16 protein-coding genes and 1 tRNA gene are annotated in these 18,206 nt (G+C 67.9%); 6 read left to right on the top strand and 11 right to left on the bottom strand.

Annotated features, from left to right (window positions below):
• Positions 1–15: 15 nt before the first annotated feature.
• The 3 genes from ABIC63_RS19050 to polA all read right to left on the bottom strand — a co-directional run bounded on the left by ABIC63_RS19050 (position 16) and on the right by polA (position 5,428).
• Entirely contained in the window at positions 16–912 is an 897-nt protein-coding gene (locus ABIC63_RS19050; RefSeq protein ID WP_294373050.1) for a dienelactone hydrolase family protein, read from the bottom strand.
• Positions 913–1,081: 169 nt separating this feature from the next.
• A complete protein-coding gene (locus ABIC63_RS19045) occupies positions 1,082–2,377 on the bottom strand; it encodes a M20/M25/M40 family metallo-hydrolase (protein WP_354320958.1) in 1,296 nt (431 codons plus the stop codon).
• Positions 2,378–2,638: 261 nt separating this feature from the next.
• A complete protein-coding gene (gene polA, locus ABIC63_RS19040) occupies positions 2,639–5,428 on the bottom strand; it encodes a DNA polymerase I (protein ID WP_354320957.1) in 2,790 nt (929 codons plus the stop codon).
• A 122-nt stretch (positions 5,429–5,550) separates the two neighbouring features.
• Between polA and ABIC63_RS19035 the strand changes: the two genes are divergently transcribed.
• The 3 genes from ABIC63_RS19035 to ABIC63_RS19025 are packed head-to-tail and all read left to right on the top strand — an operon-like array spanning position 5,551 to position 7,818.
• Positions 5,551–5,919 (top strand): hypothetical protein, encoded by a 369-nt coding sequence (locus tag ABIC63_RS19035; RefSeq protein WP_234193825.1) that lies wholly within the window; start codon positions 5,551–5,553, stop codon positions 5,917–5,919.
• Positions 5,920–5,926: 7 nt separating this feature from the next.
• Positions 5,927–6,979: a homoserine kinase gene (locus tag ABIC63_RS19030; RefSeq protein WP_354320956.1), complete on the top strand. Its 1,053-nt coding sequence runs from the start codon at positions 5,927–5,929 to the stop codon at positions 6,977–6,979.
• A gap of 41 nt (positions 6,980–7,020) precedes the next feature.
• Positions 7,021–7,818: a BPSS1780 family membrane protein gene (locus ABIC63_RS19025; RefSeq protein ID WP_354320955.1), complete on the top strand. Its 798-nt coding sequence runs from the start codon at positions 7,021–7,023 to the stop codon at positions 7,816–7,818.
• Positions 7,819–7,842: 24 nt separating this feature from the next.
• Here the strand turns inward: ABIC63_RS19025 and ABIC63_RS19020 are convergent, their stop codons facing one another.
• On the bottom strand, positions 7,843–10,257 hold the full coding sequence (locus ABIC63_RS19020) for a UvrD-helicase domain-containing protein (RefSeq protein WP_354320954.1): 2,415 nt from the start codon (positions 10,255–10,257) through the stop codon (positions 7,843–7,845).
• Positions 10,258–10,305: 48 nt separating this feature from the next.
• Positions 10,306–10,758, bottom strand: coding sequence for an azurin (azu, locus tag ABIC63_RS19015; RefSeq protein WP_354320953.1), 453 nt, complete (start codon positions 10,756–10,758; stop codon positions 10,306–10,308).
• 212 nt (positions 10,759–10,970) lie between these two features.
• Here azu and ABIC63_RS19010 point away from each other — a divergent pair, with 212 nt between their 5' ends.
• The 3 genes from ABIC63_RS19010 to ABIC63_RS19000 all read left to right on the top strand — a co-directional run bounded on the left by ABIC63_RS19010 (position 10,971) and on the right by ABIC63_RS19000 (position 12,945).
• Positions 10,971–11,633: an OmpW/AlkL family protein gene (locus tag ABIC63_RS19010; RefSeq protein ID WP_294373036.1), complete on the top strand. Its 663-nt coding sequence runs from the start codon at positions 10,971–10,973 to the stop codon at positions 11,631–11,633.
• Positions 11,634–11,855: 222 nt separating this feature from the next.
• Entirely contained in the window at positions 11,856–12,833 is a 978-nt protein-coding gene (locus ABIC63_RS19005) for a GMP reductase (RefSeq protein WP_354320952.1), read from the top strand.
• A 36-nt stretch (positions 12,834–12,869) separates the two neighbouring features.
• Positions 12,870–12,945: transfer RNA gene (locus ABIC63_RS19000), tRNA-Ala, on the top strand.
• Between the two features lie 76 nt (positions 12,946–13,021).
• On the opposite strand, the gene ABIC63_RS18995 is transcribed toward ABIC63_RS19000, so the two are convergent.
• The 6 genes from ABIC63_RS18995 to ABIC63_RS18970 form a co-directional block, all read right to left on the bottom strand.
• A complete protein-coding gene (locus tag ABIC63_RS18995) occupies positions 13,022–13,861 on the bottom strand; it encodes a restriction endonuclease (protein WP_502935893.1) in 840 nt (279 codons plus the stop codon).
• A gap of 90 nt (positions 13,862–13,951) precedes the next feature.
• Positions 13,952–14,452 (bottom strand): YdeI/OmpD-associated family protein, encoded by a 501-nt coding sequence (locus tag ABIC63_RS18990; RefSeq protein WP_354320949.1) that lies wholly within the window; start codon positions 14,450–14,452, stop codon positions 13,952–13,954.
• Positions 14,449–15,642 (bottom strand): sensor domain-containing diguanylate cyclase, encoded by a 1,194-nt coding sequence (locus ABIC63_RS18985; RefSeq protein ID WP_354320948.1) that lies wholly within the window; start codon positions 15,640–15,642, stop codon positions 14,449–14,451. Before ABIC63_RS18985 ends, ABIC63_RS18990 begins: the two co-directional genes overlap by 4 nt.
• 302 nt (positions 15,643–15,944) lie before the next feature.
• Complete coding sequence (locus ABIC63_RS18980; RefSeq protein WP_354320947.1) at positions 15,945–16,352, bottom strand: GFA family protein; 408 nt, start codon at positions 16,350–16,352, stop codon at positions 15,945–15,947.
• Positions 16,353–16,498: 146 nt separating this feature from the next.
• Positions 16,499–17,302: an SDR family oxidoreductase gene (locus ABIC63_RS18975; RefSeq protein WP_354320946.1), complete on the bottom strand. Its 804-nt coding sequence runs from the start codon at positions 17,300–17,302 to the stop codon at positions 16,499–16,501.
• Positions 17,303–17,332: 30 nt separating this feature from the next.
• The gene (locus tag ABIC63_RS18970; RefSeq protein WP_354320945.1) at positions 17,333–18,190 is read right to left on the bottom strand and encodes a helix-turn-helix transcriptional regulator; all 858 of its coding nucleotides are present in this window, start codon (positions 18,188–18,190) and stop codon (positions 17,333–17,335) included.
• Between the last annotated feature and the right edge of the window lie 16 nt (positions 18,191–18,206).

Raw genomic sequence — 18,206 nt, 5'->3', positions numbered from 1 at the left:
GGCCCCGCGTGGCACTCAGGCCACGCCGTTGGCTTTGAACCAGGCCGTGGCGCGCTTCCAGCCGTCCTCGGCGGCACTCTGCACATAGCTGGGCCGGTAGTCCGCATGGAAGGCATGGCCCGCCTCCGGATAGACGACGAACTGCGAGGCCTTGGCCGCAGGCGAGCCAGCGGCCAGCGCGGTCTTCATCTGCTCGACCGTGTCCAGCGGGATGCCCTGGTCCTTGCCGCCATAGAGGCCCAGCACCGGCGCCTTGAGTTCGGCCGCAATCTCGACAGGGTGCTTCGGCGTGAGCGTCGAGGCCTGCCCCACCAGACGCCCGTACCAGGCGACGCCGGCCTTGACCCGTCCGGTGGCCGCATAAAGCCAGGTGATCCGGCCGCCCCAGCAGAAGCCGGTGATGCCGGCCCGGCTGGTGTCCCCGCCGTTGGCGCCGGCCCAGGCCAGCGCGCCGTCCAGATCGGCCATGACCTGCGCGTCAGGCACCTTGGAGACCACCTCGGCCATCAGCTTGGGGATGTCGGTGTAGCCACGCGGATCGCCCTGGCGCGCATACAGCTCCGGCGCGATGGCCAGGTAGCCCAGCTTGGCGAAGCGGCGGCAGGTGTCGGCGATGTACTCGTGCACGCCGAATATCTCCTGCACCACCAACACCACCGGCAGGCCCGTGCGGCCTTCCGGCGCCGCGGCATAGGCCGGCACGTCGAAACCGGCGACGGTGAACTTGACCGGCCCGGCCCGCAGCCCGTCGGCCGGTGTGCGGATGGCCGTCTGCGCAGCGATGGGCAGCGTGGCGGCGGCATAGCCCACGCCAAGTGCTGCCTTGAGGGCGGTGCGGCGGGTGGCGCCTTCGGCTTCGGCGCGGCCGGGCCGCAGGGAATCGAAATCGCGCTGGATGTCGTCTTTCAGCATGCGGTGTCTTCCTTGGCTGTAGGGGGTGTCGGAGTCTAGGCAGCGCGCGGCGCTGCGCTCGCAAAGCCCTGCGGGGTGCAGGGCTGGCCGCGCAGGGCCCTGCGAGCCCAGCTCCACAGTACGGTGGGAAGCGCCGGGCGGATCAGTCGACACGCCCGCCGCAGGCGGCTCAGCGCGCCGGCACCTTGCCCGCCGACACGTCCATGATCAGCCGAGTGGCCAGGTACAGCCGCGGCGCGATGGAGTCGATCAGCACGTACTCGGCATCGGCCGAGTGCGCGCCGTACCCCTGAAGGCCGAAGCGCTCGACCACGGCCGCCTTGCCCGACAGGCCCGCGAAGGCCGCGTCGGTGCCGCCGCCGGCCACCCTGTCATCGGCGCCCAGCGTGCGGCCAAGTTCGCCGTAGATGCCCTGTGCATGCCTGGCCAGCGCCAGCGCGGCGGCATTGGCCTCCAGCGGCGGGCGGCGGCGCTCGAACACGGCCTCGACCTTGGCCTCGGGGATCAGCTGCGTCGTCACCCGCTCCCGGATGGCGCGCTCCAGACGGTCGTAGTCGGCCACCTTGATCACGCGCACATCGGCCATGGCCTGGGCCGCCGCCGGGATCACGTTGCGGTTGTTGCCGGCCTGCCCCACCGTCCAGTTCATCTTGAGACCCGTGGACGGGTCCGACAGGTCACGCATCTGCAGCACCTGGTGGGCCATTTCGTAGAAGGCATTGACGCCCTTTTCGGGGGCCGAGCCGGCATGCGAGGCCTTGCCCTGCACCTTGAGCGTGACGGCGCCGATGCCGGCGGTGGCGAGCGACAGCTTGTCGTCGTTGGCATAGGCACCTTCGTGCGACATCACCACATCGTGCTCAGCACCCAGCTTGCTGATCAGGGCGCGCGAGCCGGGCGAGCTGATCTCCTCGTCGCCGTTGATGAGCACCGTGATGCGGCCGTAGTCCTTGAAGCCCAACTCCTTGAGCATGGCCAGCGTATGCAGGATCACCGCGACGCCCTGCTTGTCGTCGGCGATGCCCAGGCCGTAGGCCTTGTCGCCTTCGACGCGGAAGGGCTGGCGCGCGCCCATGCCGATGGTGTAGACCGTGTCCATGTGCGCGATGAGCATGATGCGCGCCTTGCCCGTGCCCTCGAAGGTGGCGCGCACCATCTTGCCGATACGCTCGGGCGTATCGCCCATGCGGTAGACCTCGGGCGACTCCGCGCTGCCCGGCTCGATCACCGACACCTGCCCGCCCAGCGCCCGCAGGCGTCCGGCCACCAGCGCCGCCATGCGGTCCAGGCCGTCGAGATCGCGGCTGCCGGATTCGATGGCGACCAGCTGCGAAAGCGTGTCGAGCAGTGGTTGCTTCTGCTGCTGGGCCAGCGTCTCGATGCGCGCGTCGCGCTGGGCGAAGGCGGGCGCGACGGCAACCGTCAGTGCCAGGGCGAGGATGAGGGAGCGGAGCGTAGGTTGCATGGAGTCTGGGGACTATTTAATTGAGTCGTTCGACGTTGAAGCCAAGGCGACCTTCAGACGGCCGCGGAGCAGGCCATGCCAGGGCACCCGAGGAACTGGCTTTGCCAGGCCTCGGGGTGCGCCCCCCTCCAAGCCGAAGGCGGCAGAGAGGGGCTGAGGGCCGCGGCTCCCAGCTTGCCTGCGCGGGCTTGGACGCGCCCGAAGAGCCGCCGCCTCTGGCGGCCGCCCGGAGCATTGACGCGGCATGGGAGGTGAAGCCCATCAATGCGCCTTTTCCCAGTTCGGACCGAAGCCGATCTCGGCCAGCAAAGGCACCTTGAGCTCGGCCACGCCGGCCATGATGCGCGGCACCTCGGCCCGCACCCAGTCGACTTCGGCCTCGGGCACCTCGAACACCAGTTCATCGTGCACCTGCATGATCATCTTCGTGTCCAGGCCCTGCGCGTCCAGTGCCTTCTGCACGGCGTTCATGCTCAGCTTGATGAGGTCGGCCGCGGTGCCCTGCATGGGCGCGTTGATGGCCGCACGCTCGGCGGCGCCGCGCCGCGGGCCGTTGGGCGAGCGGATCTCGGGCAGGTACAGGCGCCGGCCGAACACGGTCTCGACGTAGCCCTTCTCCTTGGCGCTGGCGCGCGTCTCGTCCATGTAGTTCTTCACGCCCGGGTAGCGCGCGAAGTAGCGGTCGATGTAGCTCTTGGCTGCGGTGTTGTCGATGCCCAGGTTGCGCGCCAGGCCGAAGCTGCTCATGCCGTAGATCAGGCCGAAGTTGATCACCTTGGCATAGCGGCGCTGCTCGCTGCTGACCTGCTCGGGCGTACTGCCGAAGACCTCGGCGGCCGTTGCCCGGTGCACGTCGATGCCCTCGTTGAAGGCCCGCAGCAGCGCCTCGTCGCCGCTGATGTGGGCCATGATGCGCAGCTCGATCTGCGAGTAGTCGGCGCTGGCGATCACCCGGCCCTCGGGCGCGATGAAGGCCTCGCGGATGCGCCGGCCTTCGGTGGTGCGCACCGGGATGTTCTGCAGGTTGGGGTCGTTGCTCGACAGCCGTCCGGTCACGGCCACCGCCTGCGCATAGTGCGTGTGCACGCGCCCCGTGCGCGGCAGCGCCATCTGCGCCAGCTTGTCGGTGTAGGTGCTCTTGAGCTTCGAGAGGCCGCGGTGCTCCAGGATCTTGGCCGGCAGCGGATAGTCCTCGGCCAGCTTCTCCAGCACCTCCTCGTCGGTGCTGGGCGCGCCGCTCGGCGTCTTCTTGACCACCGGCAGGCCCAGCTTGTTGAAGAAGATGTCGCCGATCTGCTTGGGGCTGCCCAGGTTGAAGGGCTGGCCGGCAATCTCGTAGGCCTGCTGCTCCAGCGCCACGATGCGCTGGCCCAGTTCGTGACTCTGCGAGGCGAGCGCGCCAGCATCGATCAGCACGCCATTGCGCTCGATGCGGTAGAGCGTCTCGCTGCTGGCGATCTCCAGCTCATAGACGAACTTCAGCCGCTCGTCGGCCTGCAGCTGCGGCCACAGCACGCGGTGCACGTCCAGCGTCTGGTCGCTGTCCTCACACGAATACTCGGCCGCCTTGTCGATGGACACCTGGCTGAAGGGGATCTGGTGAGCGCCCTTGCCACACAGGTCCTCGTAGTCGATGCCGCTGCGGCCGGTGTGGCGCTCGGCCAGGCTGGCCAGGCCATGGGGTTTGTGCACTTCGAGCACATAGCTCTGCAGCATGGTGTCGTGCACATAGCCCTGCACCTCGATGCCATGGTTGGCGAACACATGGCGGTCGTACTTGATGTGCTGGCCGAGCTTGTGGCGGCTGGCGTCCTCCAGCCAGGGCTTCATGCGCGCCAGTACCTCGTCGCGCGGCAGTTGCTCGGGCGCGTCCGGGTAGTCGTGGGCCAGCGGCACGTAGGCCGCCTCGCCAGGCGTCACGCTGAAGCTGATGCCGACGATCTCGGCCTTCATCTCGTCGAGCGAGCTGGTCTCGGTGTCGATGGCGACCAGCTCTGCCGCCTGCAGCCTGGCCATCCAGGCATCGAAGGCCGGCCAGTCGAGCACCGTGTCGTAGACCAGGTTGCTCGCCCGCTCGGCCGCCGCGGCCAGCGTGCCATCGAGCAGTCCGGTGCCGCCCTCGCCCGGCTGCGCGGCGCCATGGCCCAGCAGCTCGGGCGCGGCGGCGTGGGCCTCCAGGCTCTTGGCCAGGCTCTTGAAGCCGTACTGCTCGTAGAAGTCCCTCAGCGCGTCGGTCTGCAGCGGCTGGATGGCGATGCCCTCCAGCGCGGGCAGGCCCTCCACATGGCCGGCCAGGTCGCAGTCGGTGCGGATGGTGACCAGCCGCCGGCCCTGCGGCAGCCAGTCGAGCGCGCGGCGCAGGTTCTCGCCAGCCTGGCCCTTGACCTCGGCCGCATGGGCGATCAGTCCGTCGAGCGAGCCGTACTGCGCGAGCCACTTGGCGGCGGTCTTGGGGCCCACCTTGTCCACGCCCGGCACGTTGTCGACCGCGTCGCCCACCAGCGTCTGGTAGTCCACCATCAACGAGGGCGGCACGCCGAATTCGGCCGTCACGCCCGCCACGTCGCGGCGCTTGCCGCTCATGGTGTCGATGATGGTGACGTGCTCGTCGACCAGCTGCGACAGGTCCTTGTCGCCGCTGCTCACGATCACCTCGATGCCCTGGCCGGCGGCCGTGCGCGCCAGCGTCCCGATGACGTCGTCGGCCTCCACGTCAGGCACGCACAGCACCGGCCAGCCCAGCAGCCGCACCACCTGGTGGATAGGCGGGATTTGCGTGCGCAGGTCGTCGGGCATGGGCGCGCGGTGGGCCTTGTACTCGGGGTACCAGTCGTCGCGGAAGGTCTTGCCCGGCGCGTCGAACACGCAGGCCGCATAGTCGGCGCGCACCTCGCGGCGCAGGGCCTGCATCATGTTGATCATGCCCCGGATGGCGCCGGTGGCGGGGCTGTTGGGGTCGCCAGGCACCGCACGCAGGTCGGGCATGGCATGGAAGGCGCGGTACAGGTAGCTGGAGCCATCGACCAGCAGCAGCGTTTTCTTCTCGGTCATCGGGCCATTCTCCCCTGCCGCCGGAATGCGGCTGTGCGTCGGCGCCTACGGGCTGCGGCAGCCTTCGACGACAGGGGGCAAGGCCGCGGGAACATGGGGGGCGCACCTACAATCGCCCGACCATGCCTGCCCATTCCTCCCCGTCCGTGCGCGCAGCCCTGCTGGCTGCGGGACTGTCGCTCCTTCCGGCCCTCGGCCATGCCCAGACCCCGCCGCCCCAGTCGGCCTCGGCAGCCCCGGCCGCTGAATCGCAGCCGCTGGACGGGCGCCGCAACCAGAAGATCGAGCACATCACGGTGGAAGACCGCGGCGCCAAGGTCGACGAGGTGCGCTACGGCGGCGTAACGCAGAGCATCACCGTCCAGCCCAAGGATTCGGCACTGCCCTCCTACGACATCCAGCCGACGGACGGCACGCGCCAGCGCACCGGCGCGACCGACGGCAACAGTTCCAGCGGCGGTCAGCGCGTCTGGAACGTCCTCAAGTTCTGAACCGCCCGTGGCGGTCTTCACCGAAGTCCGGGCCGACGAAGCGGCCGAACTGATGCGCCGCCTGGGACTGGGCGAACTCACCGAACTGCGCGGCATCGAGGGGGGCATCGAGAACACCAACTACTTCGCCACCACCGACCGGGGCGAGTACGTGCTGACGCTCTTCGAGCGCCTGACGCCGGCACAACTTCCGTACTACCTGGGGCTGATGAAGCACCTGGCCGAGCGCGGCATGCCGGTGCCCGAACCCGCGGCAGTCGGTCCCGGGGGCGGCCCGCTCTTCGATGCCGGCGCCCCGGACACCGCCTGCCCGCTGCTGCACACCATCGCCGGCAAGCCTGCGGCCGTGGTGCGCAAGCTGCAGGGCCGCAGCGAGCTGGCGCCGACCGCCGACCATTGCAGCGCGCTCGGCGACCTGCTGGCCCAGCTGCACCTGGCGGGGCGCGACTATGGGCAGGTGCAGCCCAACCTGCGTGGCCTGCCCTGGTGGAACGAGACCGTTCCGGTGGTGCTGCCGCATGTGGATGACGCCCAGGCCGCCCTGCTGCGCAGCGAACTGGCCTATCAGAACCATGTGGCCGAGTCCTCGGCCTATGCGGCCCTGCCCCGCGGCCCCGTGCATGCCGACCTGTTCCGCGACAACGCCATGTTCGCGCACGACGGCAAAGGCGGCACGCTGCCCGTGGTCACGGGTGTGTTCGACTTCTACTTCGCCGGCACCGACACCTGGCTCTTCGATCTGGCCGTGTGCCTGAACGACTGGGCCATCGACCTGCCCACCGGCCGTGCCGACCCGGCACGCAGCCGCGCCCTGCTCGATGCCTACCAGGCCCGCCGGCCGCTGGGTGCCGCCGAGCGGGAACTGCTGCCCGCGATGCTGCGCGCCGGCGCCCTGCGCTTCTGGATCTCGCGCCTGTGGGACTTCCACCTCCCGCGTGAAGCCAGCATGCTGAAGCCGCACGATCCGACGCATTTCGAGCGCGTGCTGCGCGAACGGGTGCGTGCGCCGCAGGTGACGGCCCTGCAGGCCGAACCCGTCGCCGAAACGCTGGGCGCCTGAGCGCCCCTTGCGCCGGCTCCGGCCGCCCCCTTCTCCTGCTCATGAAACTCCAAATCGTCTCGCCCCGCACCGGCGTCCAGTGGATGCGCGAGGGCCTGCGCGCCTTCCGTCGCCAGCCGATGGCCTTCTTCTCGCTGTTCATGCTGTTCATGTCGGCGATCGCGATGCTCTCGGTGGTGCCGCTCATCGGCGGCCCCCTGGCCGTGGCCCTGGGCCCGGCCACCACGCTGGCCCTGATGGTGGCCAGCGAGCGCACCGTCCACGGCCGTGCCGACCCCGCCGCGGGGCGGGCGGCCTCGGCCGGCATCTTCCTGCAGGCGCTGCAGGCCGTGCGCGCGCAGGCCAAGCCGCTGGTGGTGCTGGGGGTGCTGTATGCGCTGGGCGCCCTGGCCGCCGGCGGGTTGGCCACGCTGATCTTCGGCGACCCCTTCGATGGCGCCTTCGGCAACGACGGCGCGCCGCAGGCCGAGGTGGTGCAGAGCACCGGTTTCCAGATCGCCGTGCTGGCCCGGTTGCTGTTCTATGTGCCGGTGGCGCTGGCCTTCTGGCATGCGCCCGCACTGGTGCACTGGCATGGCGTGACGCCGGTCAAGAGCATCTTCTTCAGCCTGGTGGCCTGCTGGCGCAACATGGGCGCCATGACGCTGTACGGCCTGGCCTGGGCCGGCGTCGTGCTGGCGTTGAGCCTGCTGATGAGCCTGATCGCCTCGCTGCTGATCGCCGTGAGTGGCGCGGGCACGCTGGGCATGGCGGTGATGGTCGGTGGCTCCTTCCTGCTCTCGGCCGCCTTCCTCGCCTCCGCCTGGTTCACCTTCCGGGACAGCTTCAGCGTGGAGTGAGGGCGCGGCACGCCCTGCACTTCATCACTCGACCGGCGTGAGCTTGGCCACGCTCAGCGCCAGCCACTTGATGCCGTGGCGGTTGAACTTGACCTGGGCGCGGGCGTCGTCGCCGCTGCCTTCCAGCGCAGTCACCGTGCCTTCGCCGAACTTGTTGTGGAAGACCTGCATGCCGGTGCGCAGGCCGTGCGATGGCGCTGCGCGCTGGGGCACCGTGGCGGGGGCCGGGCTGCTGCTGGCGTAGCCACCGCTGTAGCCCGACGACGAGAAGCCGCCGAAGCCACCACTGCTGCCGCGCGAGCCACCGCCTGCGCCGCTGCCGCCGAACTGCCCGAAGCCGGACTGCTTGGGCGTGAGCCACTTGAGCGCCTCTTCCGGCAACTCGTCGAAGAAGCGGCTGCGCAGGTTGTAGCGGGTCTGGCCGTGCAGCAGCCGGGTCTGCGAATGGCTGAGGTACAGCCGGCGCCGCGCGCGCGTGATGGCCACGTACATCAGGCGACGCTCCTCTTCCAGGCCCTCGAAATCGCTCAGCGAGTTCTCGTGCGGGAACAGGCCCTCTTCCATGCCGGTGATGAACACGCAGTCGAATTCCAGGCCCTTGGCCGCATGCACCGTCATCAACTGCACGGCGTCCTGGCCGGCCTGGGCCTGGTTGTCACCCGACTCCAGCGCGGCGTGCGTGAGGAAGGCGGCCAGCGGGCTCAGCGTCTCGCCCGTGTCGGCGTCGGGCGCCAGCGGATCGTCCAGGACCGGCAGGTTGGGGTCCAGGCCCTGGCTGACGACGCTCTGGCGCAGTTCGTCGACCGGCAGGGCCACGGCATCGCGGCCGAAACCCTCCTGCGTGACGAAGGCCTCGGCGGCATTGACCAGTTCCTCCAGGTTCTCCAGCCGGTCCTCGCCCTCACGGTCGGCCTTGTAGTGCTCGACCAGGCCGCTGGCATCCAGCACCACCTCGACGATCTCCTTGAGCGACAGGCCCTGCGTCTGCTCGCGCATGACGTCGACCTTGGCCACGAAGGCGCCCAGGTTGGCGCCCGCCTTGCCCGGCAGGCCTTCCACGCCCTTGGCCAGCGACACGCCGCGGCTGCGCGCCGCGTCCTGCAATTGCTCGATGCTGCGCGCGCCGATGCCGCGGGGCGGAAAGTTCACGACCCGCAGAAAGCTCGTGTCATCGTCCGCGTTCTCCAGCAGGCGCAGGTAGGCCAGCACATGCTTGATCTCCGCCCGCTCGAAGAAGCGCAGGCCGCCGTACACGCGGTAGGGCATCCCTGCGTTGAACAGCGCCGTCTCGATCACCCGGCTCTGCGCATTGCTGCGGTAGAGCACGGCGATCTCCTTGCGTTCGACATCGTCGCGCACCAGCTGGCGCATCTCCTCGACCATCCACTGGGCCTCGGCGAAGTCGCTGGATGCCTCGTAGACGCGCACGGGCTCGCCGGGGCCCTGGTCGGTGCGCAGGTTCTTGCCCAGGCGCTTCTTGTTGTGGCTGATGAGGGCGTTGGCCGAGTCCAGGATGTTGCTGAAGCTGCGGTAGTTGCGCTCCAGCTTGATCTGGTGCTGCACGTCGAACTCGCGCACGAAGTCGCTCATGTTGCCCACGCGCGCGCCGCGGAAGGCATAGATGCTCTGGTCGTCGTCGCCCACGGCCAGCACGCTGTTGCCGCCCGAGGTGAAGTGGCCCAGCGCATCGGTGTGGCCGGCCAGCATCTTGATCCAGGCGTACTGCAGGCGGTTGGTGTCCTGGAACTCGTCGATCAGGATGTGGCGAAAGCGCCGCTGGTAGTGCTCGCGGACGGCATCGTTGTCGCGCAGCAGCTCGTAGCTGCGCAGCATCAGCTCGCCGAAGTCGACCACACCTTCGCGCTGGCACTGCTCTTCGTACAGCGCATACAGCTCGATCTTCTTGCGGTCGTCCTCGCCGCGGGCCTGCATGTCGCCGGGGCGCAGGCCGTCTTCCTTGGCACCGGCGATGAACCACTGCGTCTGCTTGGCCGGAAAGCGTTCGTCGTCGACGTTGAACTGCTTCATCAGCCGCTTGATGGCCGAGAGCTGGTCCTGCGTATCCAGGATCTGGAAGCTCTGCGGCAGGTTGGCCAGCTTCCAGTGCGCACGCAGGAAGCGGTTGCACAGGCCGTGGAAGGTGCCGATCCACATGCCGCGCACATTGACGGGCAGCAGCGCCGTCAGGCGCGTCATCATCTCCTTAGCGGCCTTGTTGGTGAAGGTGACGGCCAGCACGCCGCCGGGCGAGACCTGGCCGGTGGAGATCAGCCAGGCGATGCGCGTGGTGAGCACGCGCGTCTTGCCGGAGCCTGCGCCCGCCAGGATGAGCGAATGCCCCTCGGGCACCGTGACGGCCGCGCGCTGCTCGTCGTTGAGGTTGGCAAGAAGGGGGGAGTCGGCCGCCGTCGGCTCGGCGTGGGGGCCAGGAAAGGACATCCCCCGATTGTAGGAAGCGGGGCCTGCGCCGGCCCCGCGCAGGGCTGCTTACTTGGCCAGCGCGAAGCTGCCCTTCATGACGCCGGAATGACCCGGGAAGGAGCAGAAGAAGGTGTAGCTCTCACCCACCTTGAGCTTGCTCACGTCCACGGCCACCGAGTCGCTCTCGCCACCGCCCACGACCTTGGTGTGGGCGATCACGCGGGCGTCGCCGGGCTTGACGTACTGCTTGTCCAGGCCGGCCGCGATGCCGTCGTTGGCCACGGCCTGCACGTCGGCGGTCTTGGCCAGCACCCAGTTGTGGCCCATTGCGGCCTTGGGCATCTTGCCGGCATGCTTGAGTTGCACGGTGAAGCTCTTGCAGGCCTTGGGCACTTCGATGCTGCTCTTGTTGAATTGCATGGCGTCGTTGCCTTCGATCTGCACACTGCAATCGGCGGCATAAAGGGGCGTGGAGACAGCGGCCAGCAGGGCTGCGGCAACGATGAAGCGGGACGACATGGAGAGTCTTTCGGGATGCGGTTGAAGTCGGGATGCGGCCGCGCCTTCGCGAACCGCAGAGGCATTGTGCGAAGCGCACCACAGCATCCGCATGACATGGATCAAGCAACCGGCAGTGGCCTTCGCATGGCCCCGCCGGCTTGCGCCGCGTCAACACCGGCCCCGAATCCCTTGCAGACACTGACCTGGCATTCACAACCAGAGCACAGCGTATGTCCAGACTGTTCGCCCTCCGGGGCACCACCCTCCTCCTTGCCGCGCTGCTGAGCGGCGGCGCCTTTGCCCAGAGCACCCCGACGCCCGAAGGCAACTGGCTCGTGCGTGCACGTGCCGTGCGGCTCGACCCGGCCAACAAGTCCAGCGCCATCCCCTCGCTGCTCGTGCCGGCCGACGCCATCCACGTCAACGACAAGACCATCCCCGAGCTGGACGTGACCTACTTCTTCACGCCCAACATCGCCGCCGAGCTGGTGCTCACCGTGCCGCAGAAGCAGCGCGTGACCGTCCAGCAGAGCGCCCTGGGCGGCCCCGTGGACATCGGCAGCTTCAAGCACCTGCCGCCCACGCTGATGCTGCAGTACCACTTCCTGCCCGAGGGCACCTTCCGCCCCTACGCGGGCGTGGGCCTCAACTACACCCGCATCAGCTCGGTGAACCTGGCCGTGCCGACCGTGGGCAGCCTGTCGCTCGACAAGAGCAGCGTCGGCCTGGCGCTGGGTGCGGGCGTGGACATCAAGATCGCGCCGCAGTGGTTCCTGAACTTCGACGTGAAGAAGGTGAAGATCGACTCCGACGTCCGTCTGGGCTGGCAGACCGTCTCGAAGGTCAAGATCGACCCCTGGCTGGTGGGCGTGGGCATCGGCTACCGCTTCTGAACCCGCCCCGCCGCAACGCCTCACAACCTTGCCTCTATAGAGGCTATACGCAAACCCATAGGCCGCCCTTTGCGGGGCGCGCCTACACTCAATCACCGGGCCCAAGTTTCTTGCGCCCGGTTTTTTTGTGCCCTGCTTTTCCTGCAATGGCGGCACAGGAGGACCGGCCAGGCCAAGCGCTCATCTTTTCGTTCACCCACGATTCCCGGAGCCTGGACTGCCATGCAAATCTTCGACTACGACAACGTTCTGCTCTTGCCGCGCAAGTGCCGCGTGGAGAGCCGCGCGGAATGCGACACCACCGTGCAACTCGGCAGCCGCCGCTTCCAGCTGCCGGTGGTGCCCGCCAACATGAAGACGGTCATCGACGAGGCACGCTGCCTGTGGCTCGCACAGAACGGCTACTTCTACGTGATGCACCGCTTCGACCTCGACAACCTGGCCTTCACGCGCCGGATGAAGTTGCAGGGTGCCTTCGCCTCGATCTCGCTGGGCGTCAAGGACGCCGACTACCGCACCGTGGACGCCATGGCCGCCGAGGGCCTGGTGCCCGACTACGTGACCATCGATATCGCCCACGGTCATGCCGACAGCGTGCAGCGCATGATCGGCCACCTCAAGCAGAAGCTGCCGCAGACCTTCGTGATCGCCGGCAACGTCGGCACACCCGAGGCCGTGATCGACCTGGAGAACTGGGGCGCCGACGCCACCAAGGTGGGCATCGGCCCTGGCAAGGTGTGCATCACCAAGCTCAAGACCGGCTTCGGCACCGGCGGCTGGCAGCTGTCGGCGCTCAAGTGGTGCGCCCGCGTGGCCACCAAGCCCATCATTGCCGATGGCGGCATCCGCGAGCATGGCGACATCGCCAAGAGCATCCGCTTCGGCGCCACGATGGTCATGATCGGCTCGCTGCTGGCCGGCCTGGAAGAGAGCCCCGGCGAGACGGTCGAGGTGGACGGCAAGCGCTACAAGGAGTACTTCGGCTCGGCCTCGGACTTCAACAAGGGCGAATACAAGCACGTCGAAGGCAAGCGCATCCTGGAGCCGGTGCGCGGCACCTGGGAAGGCATCCTGCGCGAGATGCAGGAAGACCTGCAGAGCGCCGTGAGCTACGCGGGCGGCAAGCAGCTGATGGACATCCGCAAGGTCAACTACGTGATCCTGGGTGGCGACAACGCGGGCGAGCACCTCTTGATGTGAGCCGCAACGCTGCGCATATAATCGCGCGATTGCGTTGGGGGGGTAGCTCAGCTGGGAGAGCGCCGCGTTCGCAATGCGGAGGTCGGGAGTTCGATCCTCCTCCTCTCCACCAACACTTCCAAACCCGTTGATTCGTCAACGGGTTTTTTCTTTTTTGCGCACCCCGGGACCCGCGCCGAGTTGGCGTCTCAAACGACTGTCGTGCCTTTGCAGGCGGGGTAGGTCGAGCAGCCCCAGAACGGGTGACCAGCGGCGCTTCCTCGCCTGGCCACCCGCTTGACCATGGCGCTGCCGCAGGCCGGGCACGCAGGCGTCGTCGCTGCCTTGGATGGCATTGATGACGCCTCTGGGACTTGTGAACGTCTGCCTGCCCGGATCAAACGCCGCAGTTCCTCTCCGGTCACGAGTTTGATGTTCCTACCTTCGGCGAAGGCGACAGCGTCATCGGTGAAGCGGCCTGAGGTCACGATAAACGCGCCGTCTGCGCCTTTGGCTGCCATGACGCCATAGACCTCGCGAGCCACGGCGACGCCAACCCGTGTGGCCCTCCACTGCTTGCACTGGACGAAGAATGTTTCCCGGCCTCTGCGCAGCACCAGGTCAATGCCGCCGTCCGCGCCCCCGCCTCCGGTCTCCTCCACGCTGTAGCCCTGCTGCCTGAAGCCTTCGCCCACCAGCATCTCGAACTGCTTCCAGGTCATGTCGTCCAGAGCGCTGGCGCTCTTGGCCTCCTGCACCGTCTGGAGCAAGTTGCTCCGCTGCCGACGCTTGATAGCGGAAGCCGCAGCACCTGCAAGACAAATCAATGGGACCACCCACTGACCGACATAGGCGGCCGCGTGAAGGAACCCCGCCGTCGCGACATTGGCGACGTCTTTCGTCGTGGTGCCTTGTGGCAGTGGCTGAGAGGCCCACCCATGCAACAACGAGAAGCTCACCACAGCAAGCACCACGCCCGCCCACCAGGGCAGCAAGGCCACCACCTCCATCAAGTCTTCCGCAGCACCCGTGCTCTTGCGTCTCGCCACCTGCTTCTCCTGGAACATCCACTTCGACTGCGAACATTTTGATACGTCGCCGAATCGAAGATGAACACCCAGGCTCAGCCATTTGGCAGGTCAGCGTGAACGCTCCTTGTCGCTTCTCTCGTGTGCGGCCAGCACGCCCTCCTGAACTCTCCTGGCACGCGTCTCTGCCTTTGCGGCCTCGTCAATGCGGCGGACGATGAAGTTCCGCTTGCCCGGTGGCAGGGCATCGAAGGCCGCCTGGGCGCCTTCCGCCGCCAATGCAGTCCGCAGGTCGTCCGGAATCTCCGCCCTGCTGCGGTCCAGGACAGTGATCCTCAGGCGAATGCAGTCACCCGTGCGGGTGGATGTCTGCTTGCGGATCCGGGCCTTGATCCGGATGTAGTGCCGCCCTCCGCCCACGGGAAACAGACTCACCTGAAAAGGCTCGGAGTCATTGACACGTGCCATGACCAGCACCGGCCCTTTGGTACCGAGCGCCTCGGTGATCTCGGCCGGCACAGCAACAGCGCAGTAGTCCATGCCTTCCGCCCAGTCCTCCAGGAGCGCCTCGAACATGAACTGCTTGCCTGCCGGGCGTGCCGATGACTTCATGCAGGATGATCCCCGGCAGCGTCCGCCGCCTCGTCGAGCGGTTGGCGATCGAATTGACCAGGGGTCGAGACAAATATCTCGCTGCGGTTGCGGCCATTGGCCTTGGCCCGATAAAGCGCCGCATCCGCCGAACGAAGCAATTCGCGCCCAACGGCACCGTGTTCCGGGTACACGGAAATTCCGCAGGACAGCGTGGCATTGATCGACGCCTCGCCAAAACCGACGGGGCTCTCCATGAATCGACGCCGCAGTTGCTCGGCACGCCGGGCCGCCAGATCGGCGGGGCAATCGGGCAGCACGATGACGAATTCCTCGCCGCCGTACCGGTAGACCAATTCGTCGCTGCGCGCGGCGGCCTTCATGATCGATGCCAGCGACTTGAGCACCTCGTCGCCCACGTCGTGGCCATGCTGGTCGTTGATGTTCTTGAAGTGATCGATGTCCACCATCAGCAGAGCCAGCGCGCGCCCCTCGACCTGGGCCGACTCGAGGGCGGACGGCAATGCCTTTTCCAGATGTCGGCGATTGAGCAGGCCCGTGAGCGGATCGGACATCGTCTGCTCATAGAGCCTGGCCTGCAGCGCCCTGATCTCCTCGACCTGCGCGCGGAGCTTCATTTCGCTGCGGTGCTGGTACATCGCCCGGCGATAGCCGTCGAGCGCATAGGTCACGAAGAACAGGGTGAGCGACAGCATCGCCAACAAGGTGGTGCGCAGGTCGGTCTCGAAATGCACGCCGCTCCAGTTGCCGCTGGCGATCACCAGGCCGGCACCGAGTCCCATGGCGCCGACCACCATCGGCAGGCCGCGCAGCCCGTAGAAGACCACCATGTGAAGGCAGGCGCCCGCAAACATGGTGAAGGAAATCCACAACGGGAAGCCCAGGCCGGCCATCCAGCAACCCGCCCAGAAGCCATCCATCAACTGGTTGCGATGCTCGGCCTTGCGCTGATCTGCCGACCGCAAAGCAACCCCATAGGCAAGCTGGGGATACAGCAGGAATTGAAGGGCCAGCAGCAGCCACGCCGTGAAGCTCGAACCCACCCCCCACAGGTGCGAGGCGACGGTGAGGAACAGCAGCACATAAAAGATGCTCCGGTTGCGCCGGTTCATCCTCACGAGCCAATAGACACGGGGCTGCTCCCCGGCAGGCGCGGCGGACGCAGAGGGGTGCGGAAAAATCTTCAGCATCGCGCCGGGCTGCGGGCGTTGGACGGAGAAGCCGTGTCGTGCCGAATCCGACGCCGGACGATGGCTCCAGGGCCCTGCTGCAAACTTTTTGCTGAAACTCGCATGTCGGCAACATTCTGATGCACATCGGCACTGGCTCGATGCACCGATGAAAGCCGTTCGAGCCGCCCATATGGGCCCCTTGCCCTGGAACTCGGCCCTGCGCGCGGCGCGATGGCTCAGCGCCTGAGCGTTTTTTGGCCGAGCCCGAGCGGCGGCGTTTTGGCGTGACGAGCGAGCCTGGACCCAAGACGCTCAGGCGCTCAGGGCTGCCCTTCGAAGGAGGCCACGCCGTCCGGCAGGCCGACCCAGTCCATCCGCCGCTGCGTCCAGATCTCGCGCTGCGGCACACCCAGCGCGTGGCGCTGCTTGATCGTGCCGACGCGCAATGAATAGACCTGGGGATCCTCGGTCGCACAGGCATACAGCGAACTGCCGCAGACCTCGCAGAAAGCGAGCAGGCGCCGGTTGCCGCTGGCCGCGGTCTTGACGTAGGTGCGGGGCGTCCCGCGCAGCAGCCGGAAGCCGGCCGCGGGCGCCGGCATGTTGGCGCGGAAGGCAGATCCGGATTGCATCTGGCAATCCGCGCAGTGGCAGACCGTGATCGTGCCGGGCTCCACCTCGGCCTCGTAGGCGATGGCCCCGCAATAGCACTCACCTTGAATCTTCATCGACGACTCCTTGGCATGGGGCGCGCTCGCCCCGACCCCGTCGACTTTAGCCAACGCGGCGCCGCCATGCGGGCACTGCTGGCGGGTGCCCTGCCGCGGCGCCCCGCCTGCGAACCGCCGGGCACCGGGCCCAAGGCCGCCCAAGCTCAGAGCGCCGCCCCCGCCGCCTCGAGTGCCGGCTTGACGCTCTCCAGCGCCCCACCGCCATCGCAGGGAATCACGGCGCCCGAGATGTAGCCCGCATAGGGCGAGCCCAGGAACAAGGCCAGGTTGGCGATGTCGTCCAGCCCGCCGAAGCGTTGCAGCGGCACCTGCCGGCGCGCGAACTCGCGGTCCTCCGGCGTCGGCGCCATCAGCTTGCGGAAGCCTTCGGTGCCATCGATGGGCCCGGGCGAGATGCCGTTGAGCCGGATGCCCTCCCCGCCCCATTCGAGCGCCAGCGCCCGCGTGAGCTGGTCCACGCCTGCCTTGGCGGCGCTCGCATGGGCCTGGTAGCGCATGGGCACGAAGGATTGCGGCGCGGTGATGTTGATGACCGAGGCACCCGGCCGGCGCAGATGCGCGTGCGCCTGCCGCAGCACATGGAAGGTGCCGAGCAGGTCGATGTCCACCACGACCTTGAAGCCGTTGGCCGACATGTCCTTGGCCGCGCACAGGAAGTTGCCGGCCGCGCCGGAGACCAGCACATCGATGGGACCGAAGGCCTCGGCCGACCGCGCGAAGGCCGCACCCACGGCATCGAAGTCGCGCACGTCGGCGCTGACACCCTGGACCTCGCCGCCGTGCTGGCGCAGCGCGACGACCGCCGCATCGACGTTCTCCGGCTTGCGGCTCGCCACGGTGAGGCGGGCGCCCTGGCGCGCGAATGCATCGGCGATGCCCAGGTTGATGCCGGTGGTGCCGCCGAACACCACGACATGGCGGCCGGTGAAGTCGAGATCGATCTGCATGGAAGGAAGGCTGCAAGCGAAGAAGCAGCGTCAATGGAAGGCGAAACGCGGCAGGGCGGCGGCACCGCTGCCATAGAGCGCCAGCCGTCTACAGCCGGCAAAGATCGACTTGGGCGTGAGCCCGTAGATCTGCCGGATCGAGTGGCTGAAATGGGTCGAATCCGGATAGCCCACATCCAGCGCGATGGCGGCCAGGTTCGAGTTCCGGGTGACGAAGTAGAGCAGGCTGCGTGCGCGCTGCCAGGTGCGGAAGCTGCGGAACGGCGCCTCCACCTCGGCGCGGAACAGATGCAGGAAGCGCGACACCGACAGATGGCAACTGGCCGCGCAGTCCTCGGCCGGGAAATGGCGGTTGGGGTCGTCCTTGATGCGTGCGAGCACCTGCGCGATGCGCCGGTCCACCGGACGGGCCGGCAAGGCCGCACCGAAGAAGGCACGGTCGAAGTCGGCGGTGCTGGCGTACCGCCGCGTACTGCCGAGCCTGAATCGCAGCAGTGCCTCACGCAGGGACTGCACGGCCTGGGGATCGTGAATGGCGCCGCGCCCTGCGCGCAGCGCACCGCACAGATCGGCCGCCCGCACCGTGTCGGCTTCGACGAGCACATTGCAGATCATCCGGTCGACCGAGACGATGCGGTGCGGCACGTAGGGCGGCACCACCGACAACGACGCCTCCTCCCAGCGACCGCCCTCCACGCAGATGCGATGCGGCCGCGCCAGCGACAGGTACAGCGAATACGCGCCGAAGGTACGCATCGAAGGCGCACCCAGCAGGCCCACATACAGCACGCGGTCGGTGTTGAGCCACATCAGCGGCTCGGACGGCTCGGCCGCCGTGGCTGCACCGAAGGCGCGGTCGCATGCGGGATCGATCGAACTGTCCTTCATGGTCTCCTCGGCGGTC

Source organism: Pseudacidovorax sp. 1753, from assembly GCF_040544975.1.
Lineage (GTDB): Bacteria > Pseudomonadota > Gammaproteobacteria > Burkholderiales > Burkholderiaceae_C > Xenophilus.
This window is presented reverse-complemented; position numbering and strand designations above follow the sequence as displayed.